Below are 19,307 nucleotides of genomic sequence, written 5' to 3'. Positions count from 1 at the left end.
TAAAACAAAAGAGCAAAGATATTGCCTGATTTTGCAACCTCAAAACAGAGTCCGCTAAAGGACTCTGTCGATCAACAAACACACTCTAAATCGTCAGCGGATGAGAGTGAAAACCACTCGTCTATCAAAATGTTGGATGTGTTGTTTGGTGGCTTTTCAGATAAAGGGGTTAAAGCACAAAACCAAGACGCCTTTGCTGCGCAGCAACCTTATGGCTCTGCACGTGAGTTAAAAGGCAGTATTGTTTGCATTGCCGACGGCGTAAGTTGCAGCGAAAACGCGCAACAAGCCAGTCATACGAGTGTGACAACTTTTATCAGTGATTATTTCAGTACCCCGGATTCTTGGTCGGTAAAAGACTCAGTAGCTAGGGTATTGTCTTCCCTAAACTCTTGGTTATTTCATCATGGACAACAAGCCAGTTGTCGCCAAAATCAATTAGTTACTACCTTTAGTGGCATCATATTTAAATCTAATACTGCTTATGTTTGTCATGCTGGTGACAGCCGAATATATCTATTTAGGCAAGGTAAGTTGGAGTTGTTAACCAAAGATCATTGTTATTTCCCAAGCGACAATAACAGTGTTTTAACCCGTGCTTTAGGTATGGACAGCCATTTAGAAGTGGATTTTTTTCAACGAGAACTGCAACTCGGTGACCGCTTTTTATTAACCACAGATGGTGTTCATGATTCATTAAATCAGACACAATTAAGTAAACATTTATCAGAACAGCGGCTTAGTTTAGAAAAAATTGCGACGGCAATCTGTTTAGAGGCTGAAGAAGCGGGCAGTAAAGACAACTTAAGTTGTGTGATAGCAGAAATTAACAGTCTCCCCAATATCGATATAGACGAAGTTCATCAACAATTAACCGCGTTAAAAATTCCACCTGTGATGAAAGCTGGCGTCACTATCGATAATTACTTCATTGAAAAGGTGATCCATAGTGGTTCTCGTAGTCATGTTTATTTAGCTCGTGATAAAAATACTGACCAAAAAGTAGTGATAAAAGCGCCTTCTGAGAACTTTGCCGAAGACTTAATTTATTTAGAAGGGTTTGTGCGTGAGCAATGGGTTGGTAGTCGTATTAATCATAAATCCATCATGAAAATCCAACCAAGAGCAAACAAGGATAATCAAAAAAAGAGCCCATTTTTATATCATGTGTGCGAGTACATTGAAGGGATTACGTTAAGGCAATGGATGTATGACAATCCGCAGCCAAGTTTTAATTTGGTACGAGAAATGACGGCAAAAATCATTGTTGCGTTGCGGGTATTTCAGCGTCAAAGCATGGTACACAGAGATTTAAAACCTGAGAACATCATGATAGATAATGATGGCAATATTAAGCTTATTGACTTTGGTACTGTGCAAGTCAGTGGATTAGCTGAAATTAACTCACCTCTAATTGAAGATACGTTAGCGGGCGCGGTTGGTTATATTGCCCCAGAGTATCTTTTAGGCCAACAAGGTGTACATCGTTCAGATATATTTTCATTAGGCGTGATTGTTTATGAAATGTTAACCGGCGAATTACCTTTTAAAACGCCATTAATTCAGCACCAACAAGTGACTAACTACGATCAATGGAAATACCGTTTTGCTAAACGTATCAGAAAAGATATTCCAGTTTGGTTGGATTTAGCTTTACAAAAAGCCACACAACCGAATATATCTAGCAGATATATGGCGTTGTCAGAATTTTTAAAAGATTTAACCACCCCCAATATGAGCATGGTAAACAAAATAGAATCGGCCCCTTTGATTGAACGAAACCCGGTTGGTTTTTGGAAAATGTTAAGTACCGTACTTGTGTGTTTATTGTTTCTGCAAACCTACTTGTTTACTCGCTAACAGCAAAAAAACGCTTACTCTTAAATCAAGGTTGTTTAACTATTAACCCGCTTCTGTTTAACAATTGTTCAAAAATGAACGATGGTCAAAATTAAAGTGACCGGCGTTTCAGTTTATAAACCTGCCATTGAACTTGTTATTGAGAGGTCACAACGAAAACAATTTGAAGTTTTAATTTGTTTAGCACAAGGTAATAATTAGTTATTGCTGCGGTTTCGGTCAGCAATGAAGCACTGAGAAAATAAGAAATATGAATAAAGCTTTTATCATTATAATTCTATTTATGTTACCCACCGTCGTGTTTGCAACATCATGCAATGAACACTTTGTTGAACAGGATTTATTAACCCTAAAAGACAATGATTTTGTTATTAGTTCACAAGCAGAACGAAATCAAACCGCAATAAAGTTATTAACTTGTTTGGGACACCCGAACCCTAAGATCCGAGATGGCGTTGTGTATGAAGCCAGTAGCCAGTGGTTACGTAAGGGGTTATTAACAACTCAAACGATAAAGACCATGTTTGCTGCATTAACAGAGCAATTGTCCACACAGGTAAAGGACAAAAATAACCGTGATGCGGATAACTTTCGGCAGCCATTTGCGGCATTAGTATTGTCTGAAGTGGTTCGAGTTGATCGCATCAGCCCTTACTTGACCATTGAACAAAGACAAACTGTGGTTGATGTGACCACGCATTATATGCAACACATAAACGATTACCGAGGGTTTGACGACCAATATGGCTGGCGACATGCGGTTGCCCATACGGCCGATGTGTTTTTGCAATTAGCCCTCAATAAAAATATCACCAAAAGCCAATTAACCCAGTTGTTAAACGCAATTAAAATGCAAATAACCCCAAGCCAAGGGCACTTTTATGTTTATGGTGAGCCAAAACGTTTAGCCATGCCTTTTGTGTATTTAACGTTAAGAACGGAATTGTCAGAACAAACCTTGATATCTTTTTTAGATCAGGTTGCTGACCCAACGCCATTTAAAGACTGGACGAAAGTTTATAGCAGTAATGCAGGTCTTGCTAAGTTACATAATACGAGAGCCTTTATTTATAGCTTGTATGCGATAACGTCAAAAAGCGAAAATCCAAGGTTAATCTCTATTCAGGCTAAGTTAGCCGATATTATGGTTCGACTTGGATAACGGAAACAAACCTGAACAACGCAGTAAAAGGTTTGGCAAATCAGTTGTGATTGGTTATTTTAAATAGCTTAGAACAAACAAAGAATACAACGTTAAGGCATGCTACTGTGCCTTATAACCGGAGTGAAACACCAATGACAGATACAATTAGCGGCAGTTGTTTATGTGGGCAAGTCGAAAGTAAAGTGACAGGGCCTTTTCAACGTTTTTATCAGTGCCATTGTGACCGTTGTCAGAAAAAAACAGGTTCGGCATTTGCCTCGTTAATCTTTACCAGCCCAGATAAAATAGAATGGCAATCTGGACAAGAACTGATTAAACGTTACGACTTACCAGAGGCTATCCGTTTTTGTAATAGCTTTTGTTCTAATTGCGGCTCTCAAGTACCTTATTTAAGTCGAGACGGTTCTGCCTTGGTGATCCCTGCAGGTTACTTAAATGGCGATCCCAAAATCCGTCCTATGGCTAATATATTTTACCAAGAAAAAGCATGTTGGTTTGAAGAAGGCCAAGCGTCCACTAAGTTTGATCGTTACCCTGAGTAGCATTATTTGTTAGTCAGTTAGTTATTCCCATCTTGTCATTCATCCACAGGCACCAATTGTTCTTCCAATAAATTGGTGCCGTTCATTAAGTTTATTATGCCTATTCAATTTATTAAATTATTCACTTATGTCAGCTTTGCCTTGTTAGCGTTTGCTGGAAATTCAGTGCTGTGTCGTTTGGCATTGGGACAAGGATTAATTGATGCCTCTAGCTTTACCTCACTCCGTTTATTATCTGGGGTCCTGACGTTAATCGTTATTAGTTTAGTGTTAAATAGAGGCAGCGGATCTGTGGTAATAAGGCAGCTAACTAAACAGAATACAACTAAGACTTGGTTAGCGAGTTTGATGTTATTTGTTTACGCCGCTACTTTTTCTTATGCGTACATCTCGTTAGACACAGGAACCGGCGCGTTGATATTGTTTGGCATGGTGCAATTGAGCATGATTATGATAGGTGCACTTTATGGTAACAAACTGCACTACTCAGAATGGTTAGGTATATTGGTGGCTTTTGCTGGAGTGGTGTATTTAGTTAAGCCTAATCTTTCAACCCCCTCTTTTTTAGGTTTTGTATTGATGGCGTTATCTGGCGTAGCGTGGGCAATATATACCTTATTAGGCCGAGGTTCTAAACAACCAATATTAGACACAAGCGCAAACTTTTTACGCACAATACCGTTTGTTGTTGTGTTAATTTTATTTACCGTTCACGATGCGCAATTAACAAATTGGGGCATTATCTATTCCATCTTATCCGGGGCTGTTACTTCGGCGGTGGGGTATGCTATTTGGTATTTAGTGCTTAAAGATTTAACGGTGACACAAGCGGCTGTTCTGCAATTGTTAGTGCCTATTTTAGCGGCCTTAGGTGGTGTACTATTTGTTAGTGAAATGATTTCAATGAGATTGGTTATTTCGTCACTGTTAGTGTTAGGTGGGATTCTGATGGTGATCATAGGCAGACGTTTTCTTGTTCGTCGTTAACTGATCTGTTTTGCAATGGACCTTAATATAGCAATATGAAAATTTACATCAAAAATATGGTGTGTCACCGCTGTTGTTTAGCGGTTGCCGAAGTATTAAAAACGTTAGAGTTAGCATATTTGTCTATTGATTTGGGCGTAATTGACTTTGCTGATTACCAAGGTGATAAGTTATCAGATGCCAACCACACCTTATTGTTACAAGCATTAGAGAATCTAGGTTTTGCCATATTAAGTGACAATAAAAGCAAGATAATCGAGCAGATTAAACGTTTATGTTTACTCCACCTTCAACAACAGACTCAAACTGAAAAACAAACGCTTTCTCAGTTTATCCATACTGGAATACAACGAGATTATAACTACTTAAGTCAACTATTCTCATCGGTAGAAGGGATTACCATAGAGGGTTACTTTATTAGTTTACGGGTGGAGAAAGTAAAAGAGATGTTATTTTACGAGGAACTTTCTCTCAGTGAAATTGCATACAAACTGGGTTATAGCAGTGTTGCGCACTTATGCGGTCAATTCAAAAAAATAACGGGTTTAACACCGAGTCAATTCCGCGCATTAAAAGATCAAAATAAACGTGTTGGTTTGGATGATCTGAAAATTGTATAACAATGAATAGTGAAGATATAACAGGTTAATTTGTATTATGTTTTATGATGAGACCTAAATATAAACCACTAGGAGCTTGATCATGAAACTGGCTTGGAATAATAAAAACAACTGGATTAAAAGTGCCCACAATACCAAATGGTGTTTAATTGGTTGTGCGATTGGTGATTTTGGCACCATTGCGTATTTTCAATTTAATGAACATACCCTATCAACCATGACGGTGATGATGTTAGCTATGTTTAACGGTTTATTAACCAGCATTATGTTAGAAACTATCATATTACTGCGTTCCAATTTCACATTACCTGAAGCCCTAAAAACCGCATTTGGCATGAGTTTCATCTCTATGTTAGCCATGGAAGCGGCAATGAATATTACGGATTATGCGTTAACCGGTGGTGCTATTTTAACTTGGTGGGTGATCCCAATTTCACTATTAGTTGGTTTTCTAACGCCTTGGCCTTACAACTATTGGCGTTTACAAAAACATGGTAAATCCTGTCATTAATGTAGAGCGAATCCATATTTTGTATTCCTTGGTGTATAGTTAACTTCAACATTTTATTCTATATATGGGAAGTCGTGGTATGAATTTGTCGGTATCGGTAAACATTAATAGCTCTATAGATCAGGTTTGGCGTGCCATCACTGATATTCATAACTGTGACAAAATGATCAATGGCATCATAGGTCTCACCATATTGGAACAACCTGAATCTGGTTTAGTTGGATTAAAGTGGCAAGAAACCCGTTTAATGTTTGGTAAAGAAGCGGTTGAAACCATGTGGATTACCGAATGCCAAGAACAAGTTTATTATTGCACACGGGCTGAAAATCATGGGGCTATTTATATTACTAAAATGTCGGTACAACAGATTGAAGACCAGACGGTATTAACCATGACGTTTAGTGGCACATCAGACTCGTTTTGGATTAAGGTATTGTCGTCAGTGATGAGTTTGTTTATTAAAAAATCGATGATGAAAATGTTACAAGCGGATCTAGAAGATATTAAACATTATGTAGAAAACCAATCTAATTAATAACCATTTTATTTTTAATTTTCCTTAAATTGGGGTTCATAAAGGTTAACGTGAAAGACAATCAAATTAGCGTATTATTTCGCTTTTTATCATTAAATCGAATGCAAAGTTTCACTTTAAATAAAGAGCTGATGGATGCCTATTGCATAGAGGTTGAAGAAAAAAAACAATATATAGGCATGGTGCCATTAACGGATATTAACTTTAACGACATCATAGACTTTTATATCAAACAGCAATTAAAGCTAGACGACTGTGACATTACAATAAAAGTAAATGTGAGTGAAACTCAAGGTCATCATGCTGTCCCGACAATTGTTAGCCAAATGTTAAAACACATTGAATGTAGCTTGTCAGTGACTCTTTCCCATAACTAGTGTCATCCGTTGTTAACCTAACTTCACAATTTAATGTTGAGCTTGTGTTCTGCTATTGATAGTCAGTCAAATAATACTTCATGGAATTGGTATTAGTTATTATTGAATGTAAGCGTTTTGTGGCATAGTTTTACTTTATTTGTAATACATAAGAAAATTTATGGACGCTACTGCCCTACTTCAGCCTGTCATGGTCGTTGCTTTATTAACCTTAGTTATAACACTTTGGGTGCTATTTACTCGTATCCCAGCTATGGTGCGTTTAAGAATACATCCACAAAAAGTGCAAGATACGTCAAAATTTAAAGATTTATTACCACCGGAAATTAATCGAATTTCAAACAACTACAATAACCTGTTTGAACAGCCCACACTATTTTACGCCGTTGCAGGCGTGATCGCGATATTAGGGCATGTTGATATGATTCATGTGTATTGTGCTTGGGCGTATGCGGTATTTAGAATTGTACATTCTCTCGTTCAAGCAACAGTGGATATTGTTAGATTACGATTCGCGATTTTTGTCCTATCATGGATAACATTGGCTATTATGATTGTACGCGAATCTATTACCATTTTTAGTTAAGGAAATATTATGTCAGATACAAGTCACTCTAATAATGATAACAAACCTAATAATAAAAAAGTGGCGGCGGGTATTGCGATTGGTGTCGGTGTGGGACTCGCCATTGGTGCTGCATCAGGCAATATCGGTGCGGGTATTGGTGTTGGTATTGCACTGGGTGTTGCCTTAGGCGTTTCTAAAAGTAAAAACACATAACTCACTTTCAATCGATAAGGTAAATATCATGGCTAAATTTGTAATTTCGTATATTGGTGGTAATCAACCGCAAACCCCTGAAGAGGGAAAACAACACTTTGTAAAATACAAAGAGTGGTTAGCATCATTGGGGGACAGCGCAATTAGTCCGGCCAATCCATTCAAAAATACCCATACTGTTTACCCATCAGGCAAAGTCACTGCGGGTGGCAATACCACAATGTCTGGTTTTACCATTATTGAAGTAGAGAGCATGGAACTTGCCTTAGTCGCCGCTAAAGCCTGCCCATTTCTTGATATTGGTGGATCCTTAGAAGTATCAGAATTAATGCAGATGCCGGTTTGATAACTTATTATTTAAAACGAGTTGTGTGTTGATGTCTGATTTAATTCCAATTGAAGACATTTCCGACCTTGACCCTGACATTACTTGTAATACTTGCCGTGCAAACTGCTGTAAGTTGGAAGTGATGTTGATCACCGATACGGGTGTGCCCCCTCGATATATTAAAACTGATAAGTGGGGTTCAGAAGTGATGTTGCGGTTAGATGACGGCTGGTGTGCGGCACTGGATAGAGACACGCACATGTGCAGTATTTACGAAGTACGCCCATTAATTTGTAGAGAGTTCGAAATGGGCTCGTACGAATGTATTGAAGAACGTAATAACTAGATTAATAAAGTTAGATTAAAACTATGAATATTCTTATTTTGGCCAATAAAGACTTAGCCAGTAACCACGCACTTAACCTTTTATTACCGCAAATTAAACAGCATAAAGTCACTTTATGTTTGTCAGCAAAAGTGGGCGGGAATAACCCAAACAAGCCCACTGAGTTAAATCGGTTAACCTTTTTTGAACAAGACCTTTTTAATAATTTATTAACTCCAGCGTTAGAAGCAAACTGCATATCTGAGAGCATTAACGCTAGTGAAAACAAACTATATAAAACCTTTAACCAATTAAACTGTTATTTAAGTCAACCGGTGCAAGAGTTAAATAAGATAAATCAACCGGAACAATTACAAATGGTGGCAGAGTTAAAACCTGACTTAATAGTTTGTATTCGTTATGGCGTCATTTTAAAAGAACAAGTTTTGGCGATTCCAAGCAAAGGCACGATTAATCTACATTCTGGAATATTACCCGATTACCGTGGTGTGATGGCGACGTTTTGGGCCATGTATCATAAAGAGCCCCAAATTGGGACAACACTGCATTATATTGACGATGCCAACATCGACACAGGTAATGTCATAGCCACTAGCACCTTGGCAGTTAATTATGAAAAATCATATTTATGGAATGTATTGCAGCTTTATGTACACGGCGTTCAGTTAATTTTAAATACGATTAATGCGTTGGCCAGCGATCAAGTTATAACTAAATCAGTGCAAACTGGCGAAGGGCAATACTTTACATTTCCCACTACTGACGACTTAGCTGTTTTTGCTGATAACGGTCATTCGTTAGTGGATGAAACGGAAATTACTGAATTTATCACTGAGTACTTTTTGTCATAGTGCTCTTTTTTGTAAAGCGCACTTTTTAGGGTGGGGTCATGTTTACCAAGGTATTGGATTTTTGGTTTAACGAAATAGAGTCATCTAAATGGTGGGTCAAAGATATAGAGTTTGATCAAATTATCAAACAAAGGTTCACGGAAATTCATCAGTCGGCTCAAAAGGGCGAATTGTTTGCTTGGCGTAAAACCGCACATGGCCGTTTAGCTGAAATCATAGTGTTAGATCAGTTTTCCCGTAATATGTTTCGTGATACGCCAATGGCATTCCAGTCCGATAGTTTAGCTTTGGTTTTGGCCCAAGAAGCAATTGCGGTTGGTGCGGACCAAGCGTTAAGTCAAACGGAACGTAGTTTTTTATATATGCCTTTTATGCATAGTGAATCCTTATTAATCCATGAGGTGGCGGTGGAGCTATTTAAAAATAATGGCAACCAATCCAATTTTGAATTTGAATTAAAACACCAAGCTATCATCAAGGAATTTGGCCGATACCCACATCGGAATCAGATTTTAGGTAGAACGAGCACTGAACAAGAAATCAAATTTTTACAACAACCAGGCTCGTCATTTTAATCTAAGAGTTGTAATGAATACCTGTTGAAAAATAAAGAAAGGCAAAATAAATGATGGCGTTTACAAATTTAACTAACCGGAAAATAAGTGTATTAGGCGGTGGTTGGTTGGGTTATCCGTTAGCACAAGAATTGAAAGCATTTGGCGCGGATGTGAATATTGCCACTCGCTCAAAACAGAGGTTAGACACTTATAACCAGCTAACAGGTTTTTTGGTAGATATTGAAAACTTAACTGATGATGTAAATGCGTTTTTAAACTCAGACGTTTTAGTTGTAAATATCACTAATAAAAACATTGCCGCCTTTAAAGCGTTAATCGATAAAATTGAACATTCACCGATTAAGCAGGTTATTTTTATCAGCTCTACATCTGTGTATCCAGACAACAATAGCGTTATATCTGAGTCAGACGGTTTAGAGTTAATTGAACATCCGTTGTATCAAATAGAGTCGCTGTTTAAGCAATCCGATGCATTTGTGACTACGGTAATTCGTTTTAGTGGTCTTATCGGTTACGAACGTCACCCTGGACGTTTTTTTCGAAATGGCAAAGTGATTAAAAATGCACAAGCGAAAGTAAATTTGATCCACCGAGATGATTGTTTACCGATCATTTGCCAAGTAATTAACGACGATATTTGGTCGGAAGACTTTAATGTATGTTCGGATACGCATCCAAATAAAAAAGAATTTTATACCTATGCTGCTCAGTCACTCGGTGTCACGCCGGCAGCCTGTGAACCTACCGACGTTGTTGCATTTAAGGTTATTGATAATAATAAAATTAAACACAGACTTAACTACCGATTTATTTATCCAGACGTAATGGCGATTGATTTTAGTCAGGACCTTTGTTAATTAATGTTGAAATCGTTAAAGCTATCGTTAGTGGTTTTTAACCACAGGGTAATAAATATTAAAGTCAGTGGGTAAAATCCACAACTTAGGATCGTTAACGTCTGTATTGTCGGATAACAATGGGTTGGGGATGTCGAGAAATAACGTACCCATTTCATTTTTTAAAGGGTAGACATTTTCTGTTAGCGGATGACTCTGCATGAGTTTCACGATACTGCCATTGTTAGCCAGCTGTTTTAAACCTAGTTCTAACCTTGCTGCTAATTCATGATTATTTTTGTTAGTAAAAAAGTAAACGGCAAACGGGTAATGCAGCATGACTTGTTCAAAACTGATTAAATTAGGATACAAGTTACGTCTTAATTTTAATTCGGTTTGCGCGTCATGATAACCCCGTGGAAAATAGTCACAGCGTTTAAGGTCTAACATTTTAAATATATTTTCGTAAATGGTTGTGGTGGTGACTTCAAGCCCTGAAGCTTTGAGAATTTCAGTATCAGGCCAGTTGGTTCCTTGGCAAGCACTTAACTTTTGTAAATCAAAAAATGATTTTACGTTGTTAAATCGGTCTAACGAGTCTTTGTGGATAATGAATTTACGATAGCCAATTAACCCTCTTGTGGTTGGAACTTTAATCGCTAGTAAGTCACTTTCTAACTGTTTACTAGTGCCAAGCCAATATACATCAAGCATATCCCCTTTAATTAATTCTTTTATCGCACGTCCTTGAGACAGAGAAACGGTGGTTTTTATTTGCGTGGCTTGGCCAGGTTGTTCAGTTTGTTTTAATGCTAATAACAATAATTGTTTATGGTAATCATGGGAAATGTCATATTCAGAACGTGGTAATGGGATCCGTAATTCTTCAACTTGTGACTGTGCAATACCGCTAAATAAAAAGATGTAGAGGATTAATAATTGGTAAGTCTTTTTGCAGGATACAGTTTCAAAGGTCATAAGGACTTAATACATAAAGAAGACAATTTCAGTTTAACAGAGGTAACTAAATGGTCAATTTAGTTTACCGATTAATGTCACTAACAGGGGTAAACCTATGGTTATTTGTTTTTAATTACTGTTTTTACTATTGTGCTTTCACTGAGAATGAGTGCCAAAGTTCTTTGCGTTCCAATGGGGTTTTACTCGGTAAAAGTGGGTTGCCAAGATGAATGATAGTTCTATTTTCTAAGTCGGCCTTTTCAATATAGGCTCCGTAATATTGCTCAAATAATGATTGTAGTGATCCATCTTCCACCATTTTTTCTAACCCTAACTCTAGACGCGCGGCGATTTGTGGGGTGCTTTTAGAGACAAACATATAAAAAGGCGAAGGAATATATAAGGCTAACCTTGGTTCAACCATTAAATGAGGTAAGTCTACTTTTCTAATTTCGAGCTCGTCATAAATTTCGTGAATGCCTCTTGGAATATAATCAAAGCGGTTTTTATCTAACATGGCAAAGATAGAGTCGTATGAATATGCGTCGGCAACTTCAAAGCCCAATTTGGTCAGGACTTTACGTGTGGTCCAGCTTTTACGAACCCCAACGGTAAGGGTTTTAAGCTGCTCTAAAGTATGAATGTTATTGAATACTTCCGCTTTTGCCGTGTTGATGGCTAGTAAACGATAACTAAAAATACCTCGTCTAATCGGGATCTGAATTGGCGTGCTTTTTTCTTCCCATTCATCGGTAGTTAACGCCATGGCCACATTAATAAACTCACCTTTAACTAACTCTTTTAGAGTCTGATGATTAGGGACTTCAAATCCTGTAACCTCAATGCCAAATGCGCCATATTTAGGAATACTGGCAATCAAGGCTTTATTTAATACGGTGTAGGTATAATTTGTACGAATGTCTTTTTCTGACTGGCCTCGGTTGATTTTTATTATGTCTGAGGCGTGGCTTGAACTGGAAATGAAGAAAAAAAATAATACAAAAAAAGATACGTAAGGGAATGATATTTTTTGTTTGTATAGTGTGTTTTTCATGACCATCCTGGAAGAATACGTAAATTGAAAAGACAATTGAGATTTATTCATTGTTTCTTTAACTATAGGTGAAATTCTCTAACTTATCTAATGCAAGTCAGAGAGATAGTTAACAGGATATATTTGGCGTGGAAACCTAATTAAAATTCAAATTGGGTGTTGCGTTCAGCCCACATTTGTTTGGCTTTTGTTAATGCTTGCTCCACATCAATGGAATCTAACAAGGTTAAGTAACAGGCGATGGTGCCTATTATTGCTTGTTGGCCATATTCAAATTGAAGTTCCCCAGTCCAACATTGTCTTAATTCATCTGGTGTTAGACTTCTAGGTTTGATTTGCCAATTTGGCAGCAAGGTTGGAAATTCCAGTTCTGAGATTACATCATTATGTATCAAGTGTTGAACAAAACCTCGTTCAGGGTTTACTTCTACTTCACCACCCTCACCGCGAATACAAGACACATGTTTGTCCCCTAATAATTTGGCAACATTGATGTGGCGTTCGTCAAAATGTCGATGATAAACACCATGAAAGCTAAAAGGTGCACCTGTAGGATTTAACATTCTGGCTAAGGTATTGGCAGGAGAACGTAATCCAAACAAACTACGCATTTGAATTAAATCGTTCAATTGTGGATTTACTTGTTGTAGATCCATATAAGCAAATCCGATTTTGTCTAGCTGTGAACTTGCTTGTTCTGCCGTTTGTGAAATTGGAATGTTTAACGTTTTAAACACGTCAGGTATATATAAACGGTTAGAGTCAGGTTCTTTGCAACCATGTAAAAATATTCGTTTACCGGATTGAGCTAGGCATAACATAGCTAATATAAACCAAGGTAAATGACGACGTTTACCAGCGTAACAACCCATATCGAGGTCGGCGTTAATTTGCTGTATGGCTAATGGTGAATATTCACGGGCTGCTTGCACAAATCCCGCTAATTCTTGTTCTGACTCTTCTCTAACTCGCAATAACATTAAAAAGGCACCGACTTGCTCAGGTTCAGCTTGCCCAGTTAACAACAAATGAAACGCGTCATTCGCTTGTTCTTGGGTTAAATACTTACCTGACTTTTTACCTTTACCTATGAGTTTTATGTATTGCGAAAATTCATTCATTTACGTTGGTTTACCATTATGCCGCAGCAAGTTTTGACTTCTTGTTAGTTAAGTCTGTTGTTAATAATTCGATATTTACTTGAGCTTGGTAATTTATAACATCGCCAACCACAATCAAAGCAGGACCAACAATATTTTCACTATTTAATACTTGTTCAATGTTAGCTAAATCAGAAATATAGGTTTTTTGATTGTTTGTTGTACCTTGGTCAATAATAGCCATAGGTGTAGTCGCATTTTTACCATATGAAATAAGGTTTTCAGCTATGTGTTTAACTTTATTCAGTCCCATATAAAATACTAAGGTATCACTCGACTCCGCATAGTTTTTCCAATCTGATTCTATATCTTCACTTTTAAAGTGTGCAGTTATAAAACGTACTGAATGTGCACAATCACGGTGAGTCAAAGGAATACCAGACCAAGCTGCGCAACCAGAGGCAGCGGTTACACCAGGTACAATGGCAAAATCAATATTGTGTTGTTGAAGGTGTTCGACTTCTTCGGCAGCACGACCAAAGATAGATGGATCTCCACCTTTTAAACGTACAACATCTTGTCCTGCCAAAGCGCGGCGTGATAACAGTTGGCAGATCTCATCTTGGGTCATGCTATGACGACCACATTTTTTACCAACAAATACTTTTTCAACATGTTTTGGGATCATGTTAACGATGTCAGGACTTACTAACCAGTCATACATCACAACATCGGCAGTCTGCAACAATCTGTACGCTTTTAAGGTTAATAGTTCTGCATCACCAGGTCCTGAACCCACTAAAAATACTTGACCTACAGCATTATTTTTTTTAGTCGCTTTAGTATGTGATTGCGCTAAACCTAAGTTTGTTTGTTTGTGTGCTGCAAAACTAAACAAACGAGAAAAGGTTAAATTAGACCAGCCAAATGTTAAATTAAACATGATGCACCTACGCTTATATTTCAGTAATTGGAATTTGCACTAACTTGGCATTTTTAGATGCCGTAACATTATCTCTTACAGTAGATATGACGTTAGTTTGTTGTGTGTCTTTTTGTCCGTGTTCGTTGATCAGTGTTCTTAATTCACTTTTACATGAACCACAATTGGTTCCACATTTAAGGCGTTCGCCTAATAACTCAGTGGTATTGTCATTGTGATCAACAATGGCATTGATAATTTGGGTTTCACCTACTTTGAAGCAGCTGCATATGGTTTTGCCATTTAAAAAGTTCTGCTCTACGTCAGCACGTAAAATTCGGTTGATTTGTTCAACCGTAACGCTAGGTTGGTCAAATAAACTTTCTACCCAATCAGCATTTATTTCTGGTTTGTATGACGCTAAAAATGCAGCAAATTGTAATTTGTCGTCTTTAATGCAAAGTACCGTTCTAATGCCACTTTGGCTGTTTTCAAAATAACTCCAGTCACCAGCAATATCGGTATTATCGCGACACCAGTTTATGGCTAAATCGATAGGTAATGAGTTGGCACAAATGTATTCAAAACCTGAGGTTATTTTTACTTTTGCCCAATAATCACTGTTAGGTTCAAATTCAGCATCTGAAAAACATTGAATGAATTGTTCGGTGTTATATTTTTCTATTTTGACTACAGTAAATTTACTTTCTGGCTGACCAGAAATTGGGTCAACAAAAGAACCAAAACATTTAGAAATATTAGCGGTGGGTGCAGTTAACTGACTCCAATGAATTGGGGCAAACACGTTGCCAACTTTTAACCCTTTATCAAATTGCAGTGGTAAAAGAACTTCACCATATGGACTGGTGACTTTTACTAAGTCTGATTTGTTTAATCCTAATTGTTCGGCTTCTTGAGGATTAATAAACAAAAATGGTTCTTTGATATTTTTGGCTAATGCCGCTGATTTTCCTGTTCGGCTCATAGTGTGCCATTGATCTCTTAAACGGCCTGAGTTCAAAATTAACGGAAATTCTGTTGTTGGTGTTTGTTGCGGCAATTGCGCGACAACATTAATAAATTGGGCTTTTTGAGATGGTGTATAAAACCGGCCGTCATCAAAAATATGTTGGCGTCCATTTGGATAAGTACTGTTTACCGGCCATTGAACAGGTGTAAGACGGTTATACTCATTAAGGCTTAACGTACTTAAACCAGAAATATCGAAGTCACGTACTGCATAACCATGTGATCCATTTTTATAACCAGATAAGGCGGCATGTTCTTTAAAAATATCAGCCGCACTTTGGTAGTCAAAGTGGCTTTTATAACCCATTTTGTGGGCGACATCACGGATGATCTGCCAGTCATGTTTAGCTTGCCCTGGTGCTGGCATTAAACCAGTTTGACGAGAAATTCTTCGTTCCGAGTTAGTAACTGTACCGTCTTTTTCACCCCATGTTGTTGCAGGTAATTTAACGTCTGCATAGGTTAAGGTATCATTTTTTTCCATGCAGTCTGATACCACAACAAACTCACATTTTTTCAGAGCTTGTTCAATAACGTTTCGGTTTGGCAAACTCACCAGTGGGTTGGTTGCCATTATCCAAACGGCTTTTATCTCGCCGGAGTTAATTTTGTCGAACAAGTCTATGGCTTTAGCACCCGCTTTAGTGCAAATAGTGGGTGACTGCCAAAACTCTTGCACTAATTGTTGGTGACTTTGATCTTCAATATTCATATGGGCCGCTAACATATTTGCTAAACCACCCACTTCACGACCACCCATAGCATTAGGTTGTCCGGTAATAGAAAACGGACCTGAGCCTAATTTACCAATCTTACCGGTAGCTAAATGGCAGTTAATAATGGCATTACATTTATCTACACCTTGGCTAGATTGGTTCACACCTTGAGAGTAAAAAGTCACACTGGATTTTGAATCAGCGAATAATTGATAAAATTGAGTGAGTTGTTCAGGACTCAAATCACATAACAAAGCCGTATTGTCTATATCACTCTGAGCCACTCCCGCAGCCATTGTAGACCAACCTTCACAATGAGCATTGATATAGTTATTGTCTATCGCATTATGTTGAATCAAGTAATGTAATAAACCGTTAAATAAAGCAACGTCACTGCCTGCTTTTAAAGGCAAGTGAAAATCGGCTAGTTCAGCGGTGGCGGAACGTCTTGGGTCAATAACAATGATTTTAACGTCAGGGTTCGCCAATTTGGCCTTTTCCATACGCTGGAATAAAACAGGATGAGTCCAAGCCGCATTAGAACCCACTAAGACTAATAATTCGGTATGGTCTAAATCTTCATAACTGCACGGAACAGTATCAGAACCAAAAGCACGTTTGTAACCGGCTACTGCTGAGGACATACATAAACGTGAGTTGGTATCTATATTGGCAGAACCAATAAATCCTTTCATTAGCTTGTTGGCAATATAATAATCTTCAGTTAACAGTTGCCCAGAAACATAAAAGGCCACGGAGTCAGGGCCGTATTTTTTTATGGTTTGTTGAAATTTATCAGCAACATGTAGTGTCGCTTGTTCCCAGTCTACAGGTTTGTCAGCAATCATTGGATGTAACAAACGGCCGTCTAAATCAACGGTTTGTATTAGATTAGAACCTTTGACACACAATCGGCCTAAATTAGCTGGATGAGTTTCAGTGCCTTTAACTGCAGATGGAACTGAATTTATTGTAGTGACATCCACGCCACAACCTACCCCACAGTACGGGCAACTTGATCTTACTATTTTCTGTTCAAATTGTTGGGTCATGTATTACTCACAAAAAAAAGGCGACAACCATTAAGGAAGCGCCTTTGCTTAAAAATTTAAATTTGTACCTCAACATTGAGGAGCTAATAATTCAGAGTTTTATCACTCTTAGCTAATGTCGAATAATAGTCTAAACAGGGTATTTATTATTCGGCTATGGTTATTAAGTAACAAGTTATATGCCAGTAAAAAAGAAACTGAATATTTATCCTAACTCTCTGTTATTAATAGCTTTAGTGTTATTGAAGTAAATAAGCCATTATTTAACCTTGCACGTTATTGGTGCTAAATCGTTATTAGCTGTATTGAATGTCACCTAATTGGGTCATCTTTTTTTTCATATCTAACATGCTTTTGTATAAGTCAGGTCGGTAGACGTCCTTTAATAACTGTTGTTTTTGCGCTTGAGTAAAGTCATGTGGTAACTGATGAGCCGTCGCCATTTTATCCAAAAGAACTCGACCTTGGCTTAACTTGGGTAAATTAGCATCTTTACTAATAAAGCGATTATATGCAGGAATATTCCTTGGTGTTCCATTTTGCGTCGTTAGACAACTGCCAATTAATGACGGTGCAATAACATCAAGCGGTTCGCCTAAGTAAGTTTGTAAAACGGCAGCTGCTTCAAATCGATTAGCGGTGGAGTTTAGCCATTCACAGGTTTGTTGTACTGCGGCTAACAGCGCTATAAATGTATTTGGGTGTTGTTGTTGCCATTGTGAGGTTACGGCTAGCACTTTTTCAGGGGCTTCTTGCCAGATATCACATGAAGTTATCACGGTGGCGCCAATGCCAGCTCTTACTGCTTTAGTATTCCAAGGTGTGCCAACGCAAAAACCATCTATTTCGTCATTTTCTAACGCCGCTGTCATTTCGGTTGGCGGAATGATGATAATTTCTATGTCATTATCTACGTCTATTTCAGCAATAGATAACCAATCTCTTAATTGAAATAGGTGACATGAGTACGGATAGACCGCAGCAAACCTTAATTTGGCTTGGCCGTTATCACGTTTGTTTTGTACGATTTGTTTTATCCATGAAGAATCAAGCGGTAATACAGGTTCTTGACCATTATTAAGTTGCTTGATCTGTTCAAATAACGCAGTGGATAACGTAATGCCATTGCCATTCATGCTTAAGTTAAACGCGTTAATAACATCACATTTTGCACCATTTAACCCTAATGTACTGGCTAGCGGCATTGGAGCTAACATTTGAGCTGCGTCTAACAGGCCTGTATGCAACCTGTCTCTGACAGTCGCCCAAGAATGTTGGATATGCAAGTTTACCTGTAAGCCCCATTGCTCAAAAAAGCCTAAATGTTTTGCCATTACCAGTGGCGCACAGTCAGTAAGGGCAACAATACCTATGTCTAAGTCAGTTTGTTCTAATGCTAAATCTTGTTGTATGGTCATGTTATTTTGCTCCACCCATTAACTGCATCATGGAGATCAGATTTTTGGCAACATCTTCCATTTTTTGACCGTTATCCATCGCCATTTTTCTAATTGCAGAATAAGCTTGTTGTTCGGTCATGTTTTGTTTTTCAATTAATAACGCTTTGGCTTGATCAACCCATTTTCTGGATTCGAGCTGACGTTTGGCGTCGGATAGTTCGTTTCTCAATCCTTGGTGTTCATTAAATCGAGCTACGGCGACATCTAATATAAACTTTGCTCGTTCAGGATTAGTATCCCCAGATACATAAGCACTGACACCGGCTTTGATTGACTCACGCATTAAATCAGGCTGATCTTGTTCGGAAAACATGACAACTGGTTTAGGGTTAAAGGCTGATATAGTGCTTAAACTTTCGATGGTGTCGCGGTTTGGGGATTCAATATCAATAAGAATGATGTCAGGTTCGGTTTTTTCGACTTCTTTTAACAAGGAGACACTGGTATGAGCCAAGTGTTTTACTAAATAAGGCGTGTCTTTTAAGGCCGCTTCAAATGTTTGAGCTCTGTCCATATTGTCGTCAATGATTAAGACGGTTAATAGTTTTGCTGCTGTGGTCGATTTTTTTTGTTTTACAGCCATTTGGATAAATTAGCACCTGTTTCACTAACGCGAATATTTTGATGGCTAGCATTACTTCAAGTATTGCACCAAAACTATGAATAAACGGATTTTTGATTGTTAACTGTTGATTTT

22 protein-coding genes are annotated in these 19,307 nt (G+C 37.9%); 15 read left to right on the top strand and 7 right to left on the bottom strand.

All coding sequences use genetic code 11. The features are described 5' to 3' along the window. The first annotated feature begins 21 nt into the window (after positions 1–21). The 15 genes from KO505_RS09635 (at position 22) to KO505_RS09565 (ending at position 10,338) form a co-directional block, all read left to right on the top strand. Positions 22–1,860, top strand: a complete 1,839-nt coding sequence (locus KO505_RS09635; RefSeq protein ID WP_252731734.1) for a bifunctional protein-serine/threonine kinase/phosphatase — start codon at positions 22–24, stop codon at positions 1,858–1,860. Between the two features lie 250 nt (positions 1,861–2,110). Beyond that, positions 2,111–3,022, top strand: coding sequence for a DUF2785 domain-containing protein (locus tag KO505_RS09630; protein WP_216055238.1), 912 nt, complete (start codon positions 2,111–2,113; stop codon positions 3,020–3,022). 134 nt (positions 3,023–3,156) lie between these two features. Beyond that, a complete protein-coding gene (locus KO505_RS09625; RefSeq protein ID WP_216055237.1) occupies positions 3,157–3,567 on the top strand; it encodes a GFA family protein in 411 nt (136 codons plus the stop codon). A gap of 96 nt (positions 3,568–3,663) precedes the next feature. Beyond that, positions 3,664–4,554, top strand: coding sequence for a DMT family transporter (locus KO505_RS09620; RefSeq protein ID WP_216055236.1), 891 nt, complete (start codon positions 3,664–3,666; stop codon positions 4,552–4,554). Between the two features lie 35 nt (positions 4,555–4,589). Continuing rightward, positions 4,590–5,174: an AraC family transcriptional regulator gene (locus tag KO505_RS09615; RefSeq protein WP_216055235.1), complete on the top strand. Its 585-nt coding sequence runs from the start codon at positions 4,590–4,592 to the stop codon at positions 5,172–5,174. 82 nt (positions 5,175–5,256) lie between these two features. Further along, positions 5,257–5,685: a DUF4396 domain-containing protein gene (locus KO505_RS09610; protein ID WP_216055234.1), complete on the top strand. Its 429-nt coding sequence runs from the start codon at positions 5,257–5,259 to the stop codon at positions 5,683–5,685. Positions 5,686–5,764: 79 nt separating this feature from the next. Then, complete coding sequence (locus KO505_RS09605; RefSeq protein ID WP_216055233.1) at positions 5,765–6,220, top strand: SRPBCC family protein; 456 nt, start codon at positions 5,765–5,767, stop codon at positions 6,218–6,220. A 50-nt stretch (positions 6,221–6,270) separates the two neighbouring features. Beyond that, a complete protein-coding gene (locus KO505_RS09600; protein WP_216055232.1) occupies positions 6,271–6,597 on the top strand; it encodes a hypothetical protein in 327 nt (108 codons plus the stop codon). Positions 6,598–6,757: 160 nt separating this feature from the next. Then, positions 6,758–7,183: an MAPEG family protein gene (locus KO505_RS09595; RefSeq protein WP_216055231.1), complete on the top strand. Its 426-nt coding sequence runs from the start codon at positions 6,758–6,760 to the stop codon at positions 7,181–7,183. 9 nt (positions 7,184–7,192) lie between these two features. Then, positions 7,193–7,378, top strand: coding sequence for a hypothetical protein (locus KO505_RS09590; protein ID WP_216055230.1), 186 nt, complete (start codon positions 7,193–7,195; stop codon positions 7,376–7,378). Positions 7,379–7,406: 28 nt separating this feature from the next. Next, positions 7,407–7,724 (top strand): hypothetical protein, encoded by a 318-nt coding sequence (locus KO505_RS09585; RefSeq protein WP_216055229.1) that lies wholly within the window; start codon positions 7,407–7,409, stop codon positions 7,722–7,724. A 31-nt stretch (positions 7,725–7,755) separates the two neighbouring features. Continuing rightward, on the top strand, positions 7,756–8,052 hold the full coding sequence (locus KO505_RS09580) for a YkgJ family cysteine cluster protein (RefSeq protein WP_216055228.1): 297 nt from the start codon (positions 7,756–7,758) through the stop codon (positions 8,050–8,052). Between the two features lie 23 nt (positions 8,053–8,075). After that, positions 8,076–8,903, top strand: coding sequence for a formyl transferase (locus KO505_RS09575; protein ID WP_216055227.1), 828 nt, complete (start codon positions 8,076–8,078; stop codon positions 8,901–8,903). 38 nt (positions 8,904–8,941) lie between these two features. Beyond that, on the top strand, positions 8,942–9,478 hold the full coding sequence (locus KO505_RS09570; RefSeq protein WP_216055226.1) for a DUF924 family protein: 537 nt from the start codon (positions 8,942–8,944) through the stop codon (positions 9,476–9,478). Positions 9,479–9,528: 50 nt separating this feature from the next. After that, positions 9,529–10,338, top strand: coding sequence for a dTDP-glucose 4,6-dehydratase (locus KO505_RS09565; protein WP_252731733.1), 810 nt, complete (start codon positions 9,529–9,531; stop codon positions 10,336–10,338). Between the two features lie 27 nt (positions 10,339–10,365). Here the strand turns inward: KO505_RS09565 and KO505_RS09560 are convergent, their stop codons facing one another. The 7 genes from KO505_RS09560 to KO505_RS09530 all read right to left on the bottom strand — a co-directional run bounded on the left by KO505_RS09560 (position 10,366) and on the right by KO505_RS09530 (position 19,193). After that, entirely contained in the window at positions 10,366–11,295 is a 930-nt protein-coding gene (locus tag KO505_RS09560; RefSeq protein ID WP_216055225.1) for a hypothetical protein, read from the bottom strand. Positions 11,296–11,422: 127 nt separating this feature from the next. After that, positions 11,423–12,331, bottom strand: coding sequence for an ABC transporter substrate-binding protein (locus KO505_RS09555; protein WP_216055224.1), 909 nt, complete (start codon positions 12,329–12,331; stop codon positions 11,423–11,425). Between the two features lie 140 nt (positions 12,332–12,471). Further along, positions 12,472–13,452 carry a glycosyl transferase family protein gene (locus tag KO505_RS09550; RefSeq protein WP_216055223.1) on the bottom strand — a complete coding sequence of 327 codons (981 nt, stop codon included), beginning with the start codon at positions 13,450–13,452 and terminating at the stop codon, positions 12,472–12,474. Between the two features lie 16 nt (positions 13,453–13,468). Continuing rightward, complete coding sequence (cobA, locus tag KO505_RS09545) at positions 13,469–14,374, bottom strand: uroporphyrinogen-III C-methyltransferase (RefSeq protein ID WP_216055222.1); 906 nt, start codon at positions 14,372–14,374, stop codon at positions 13,469–13,471. A 13-nt stretch (positions 14,375–14,387) separates the two neighbouring features. Beyond that, positions 14,388–17,150, bottom strand: coding sequence for a nitrate reductase (locus tag KO505_RS09540; RefSeq protein ID WP_216055221.1), 2,763 nt, complete (start codon positions 17,148–17,150; stop codon positions 14,388–14,390). A 296-nt stretch (positions 17,151–17,446) separates the two neighbouring features. Continuing rightward, a complete protein-coding gene (locus KO505_RS09535; RefSeq protein WP_216055220.1) occupies positions 17,447–18,568 on the bottom strand; it encodes a CmpA/NrtA family ABC transporter substrate-binding protein in 1,122 nt (373 codons plus the stop codon). A 1-nt stretch (position 18,569) separates the two neighbouring features. After that, positions 18,570–19,193, bottom strand: coding sequence for an ANTAR domain-containing response regulator (locus KO505_RS09530; protein WP_216055219.1), 624 nt, complete (start codon positions 19,191–19,193; stop codon positions 18,570–18,572). Between the last annotated feature and the right edge of the window lie 114 nt (positions 19,194–19,307).

Origin of the sequence: Psychrosphaera sp. F3M07 (assembly GCF_018860345.1) — a bacterium.
In the GTDB taxonomy this organism is placed as follows: Bacteria; Pseudomonadota; Gammaproteobacteria; order Enterobacterales; family Alteromonadaceae; genus Psychrosphaera; species Psychrosphaera aquimarina.
The sequence above is the reverse complement of the archived record's forward strand: the minus strand, read 5'-3'. Positions and strand labels throughout refer to the sequence as shown.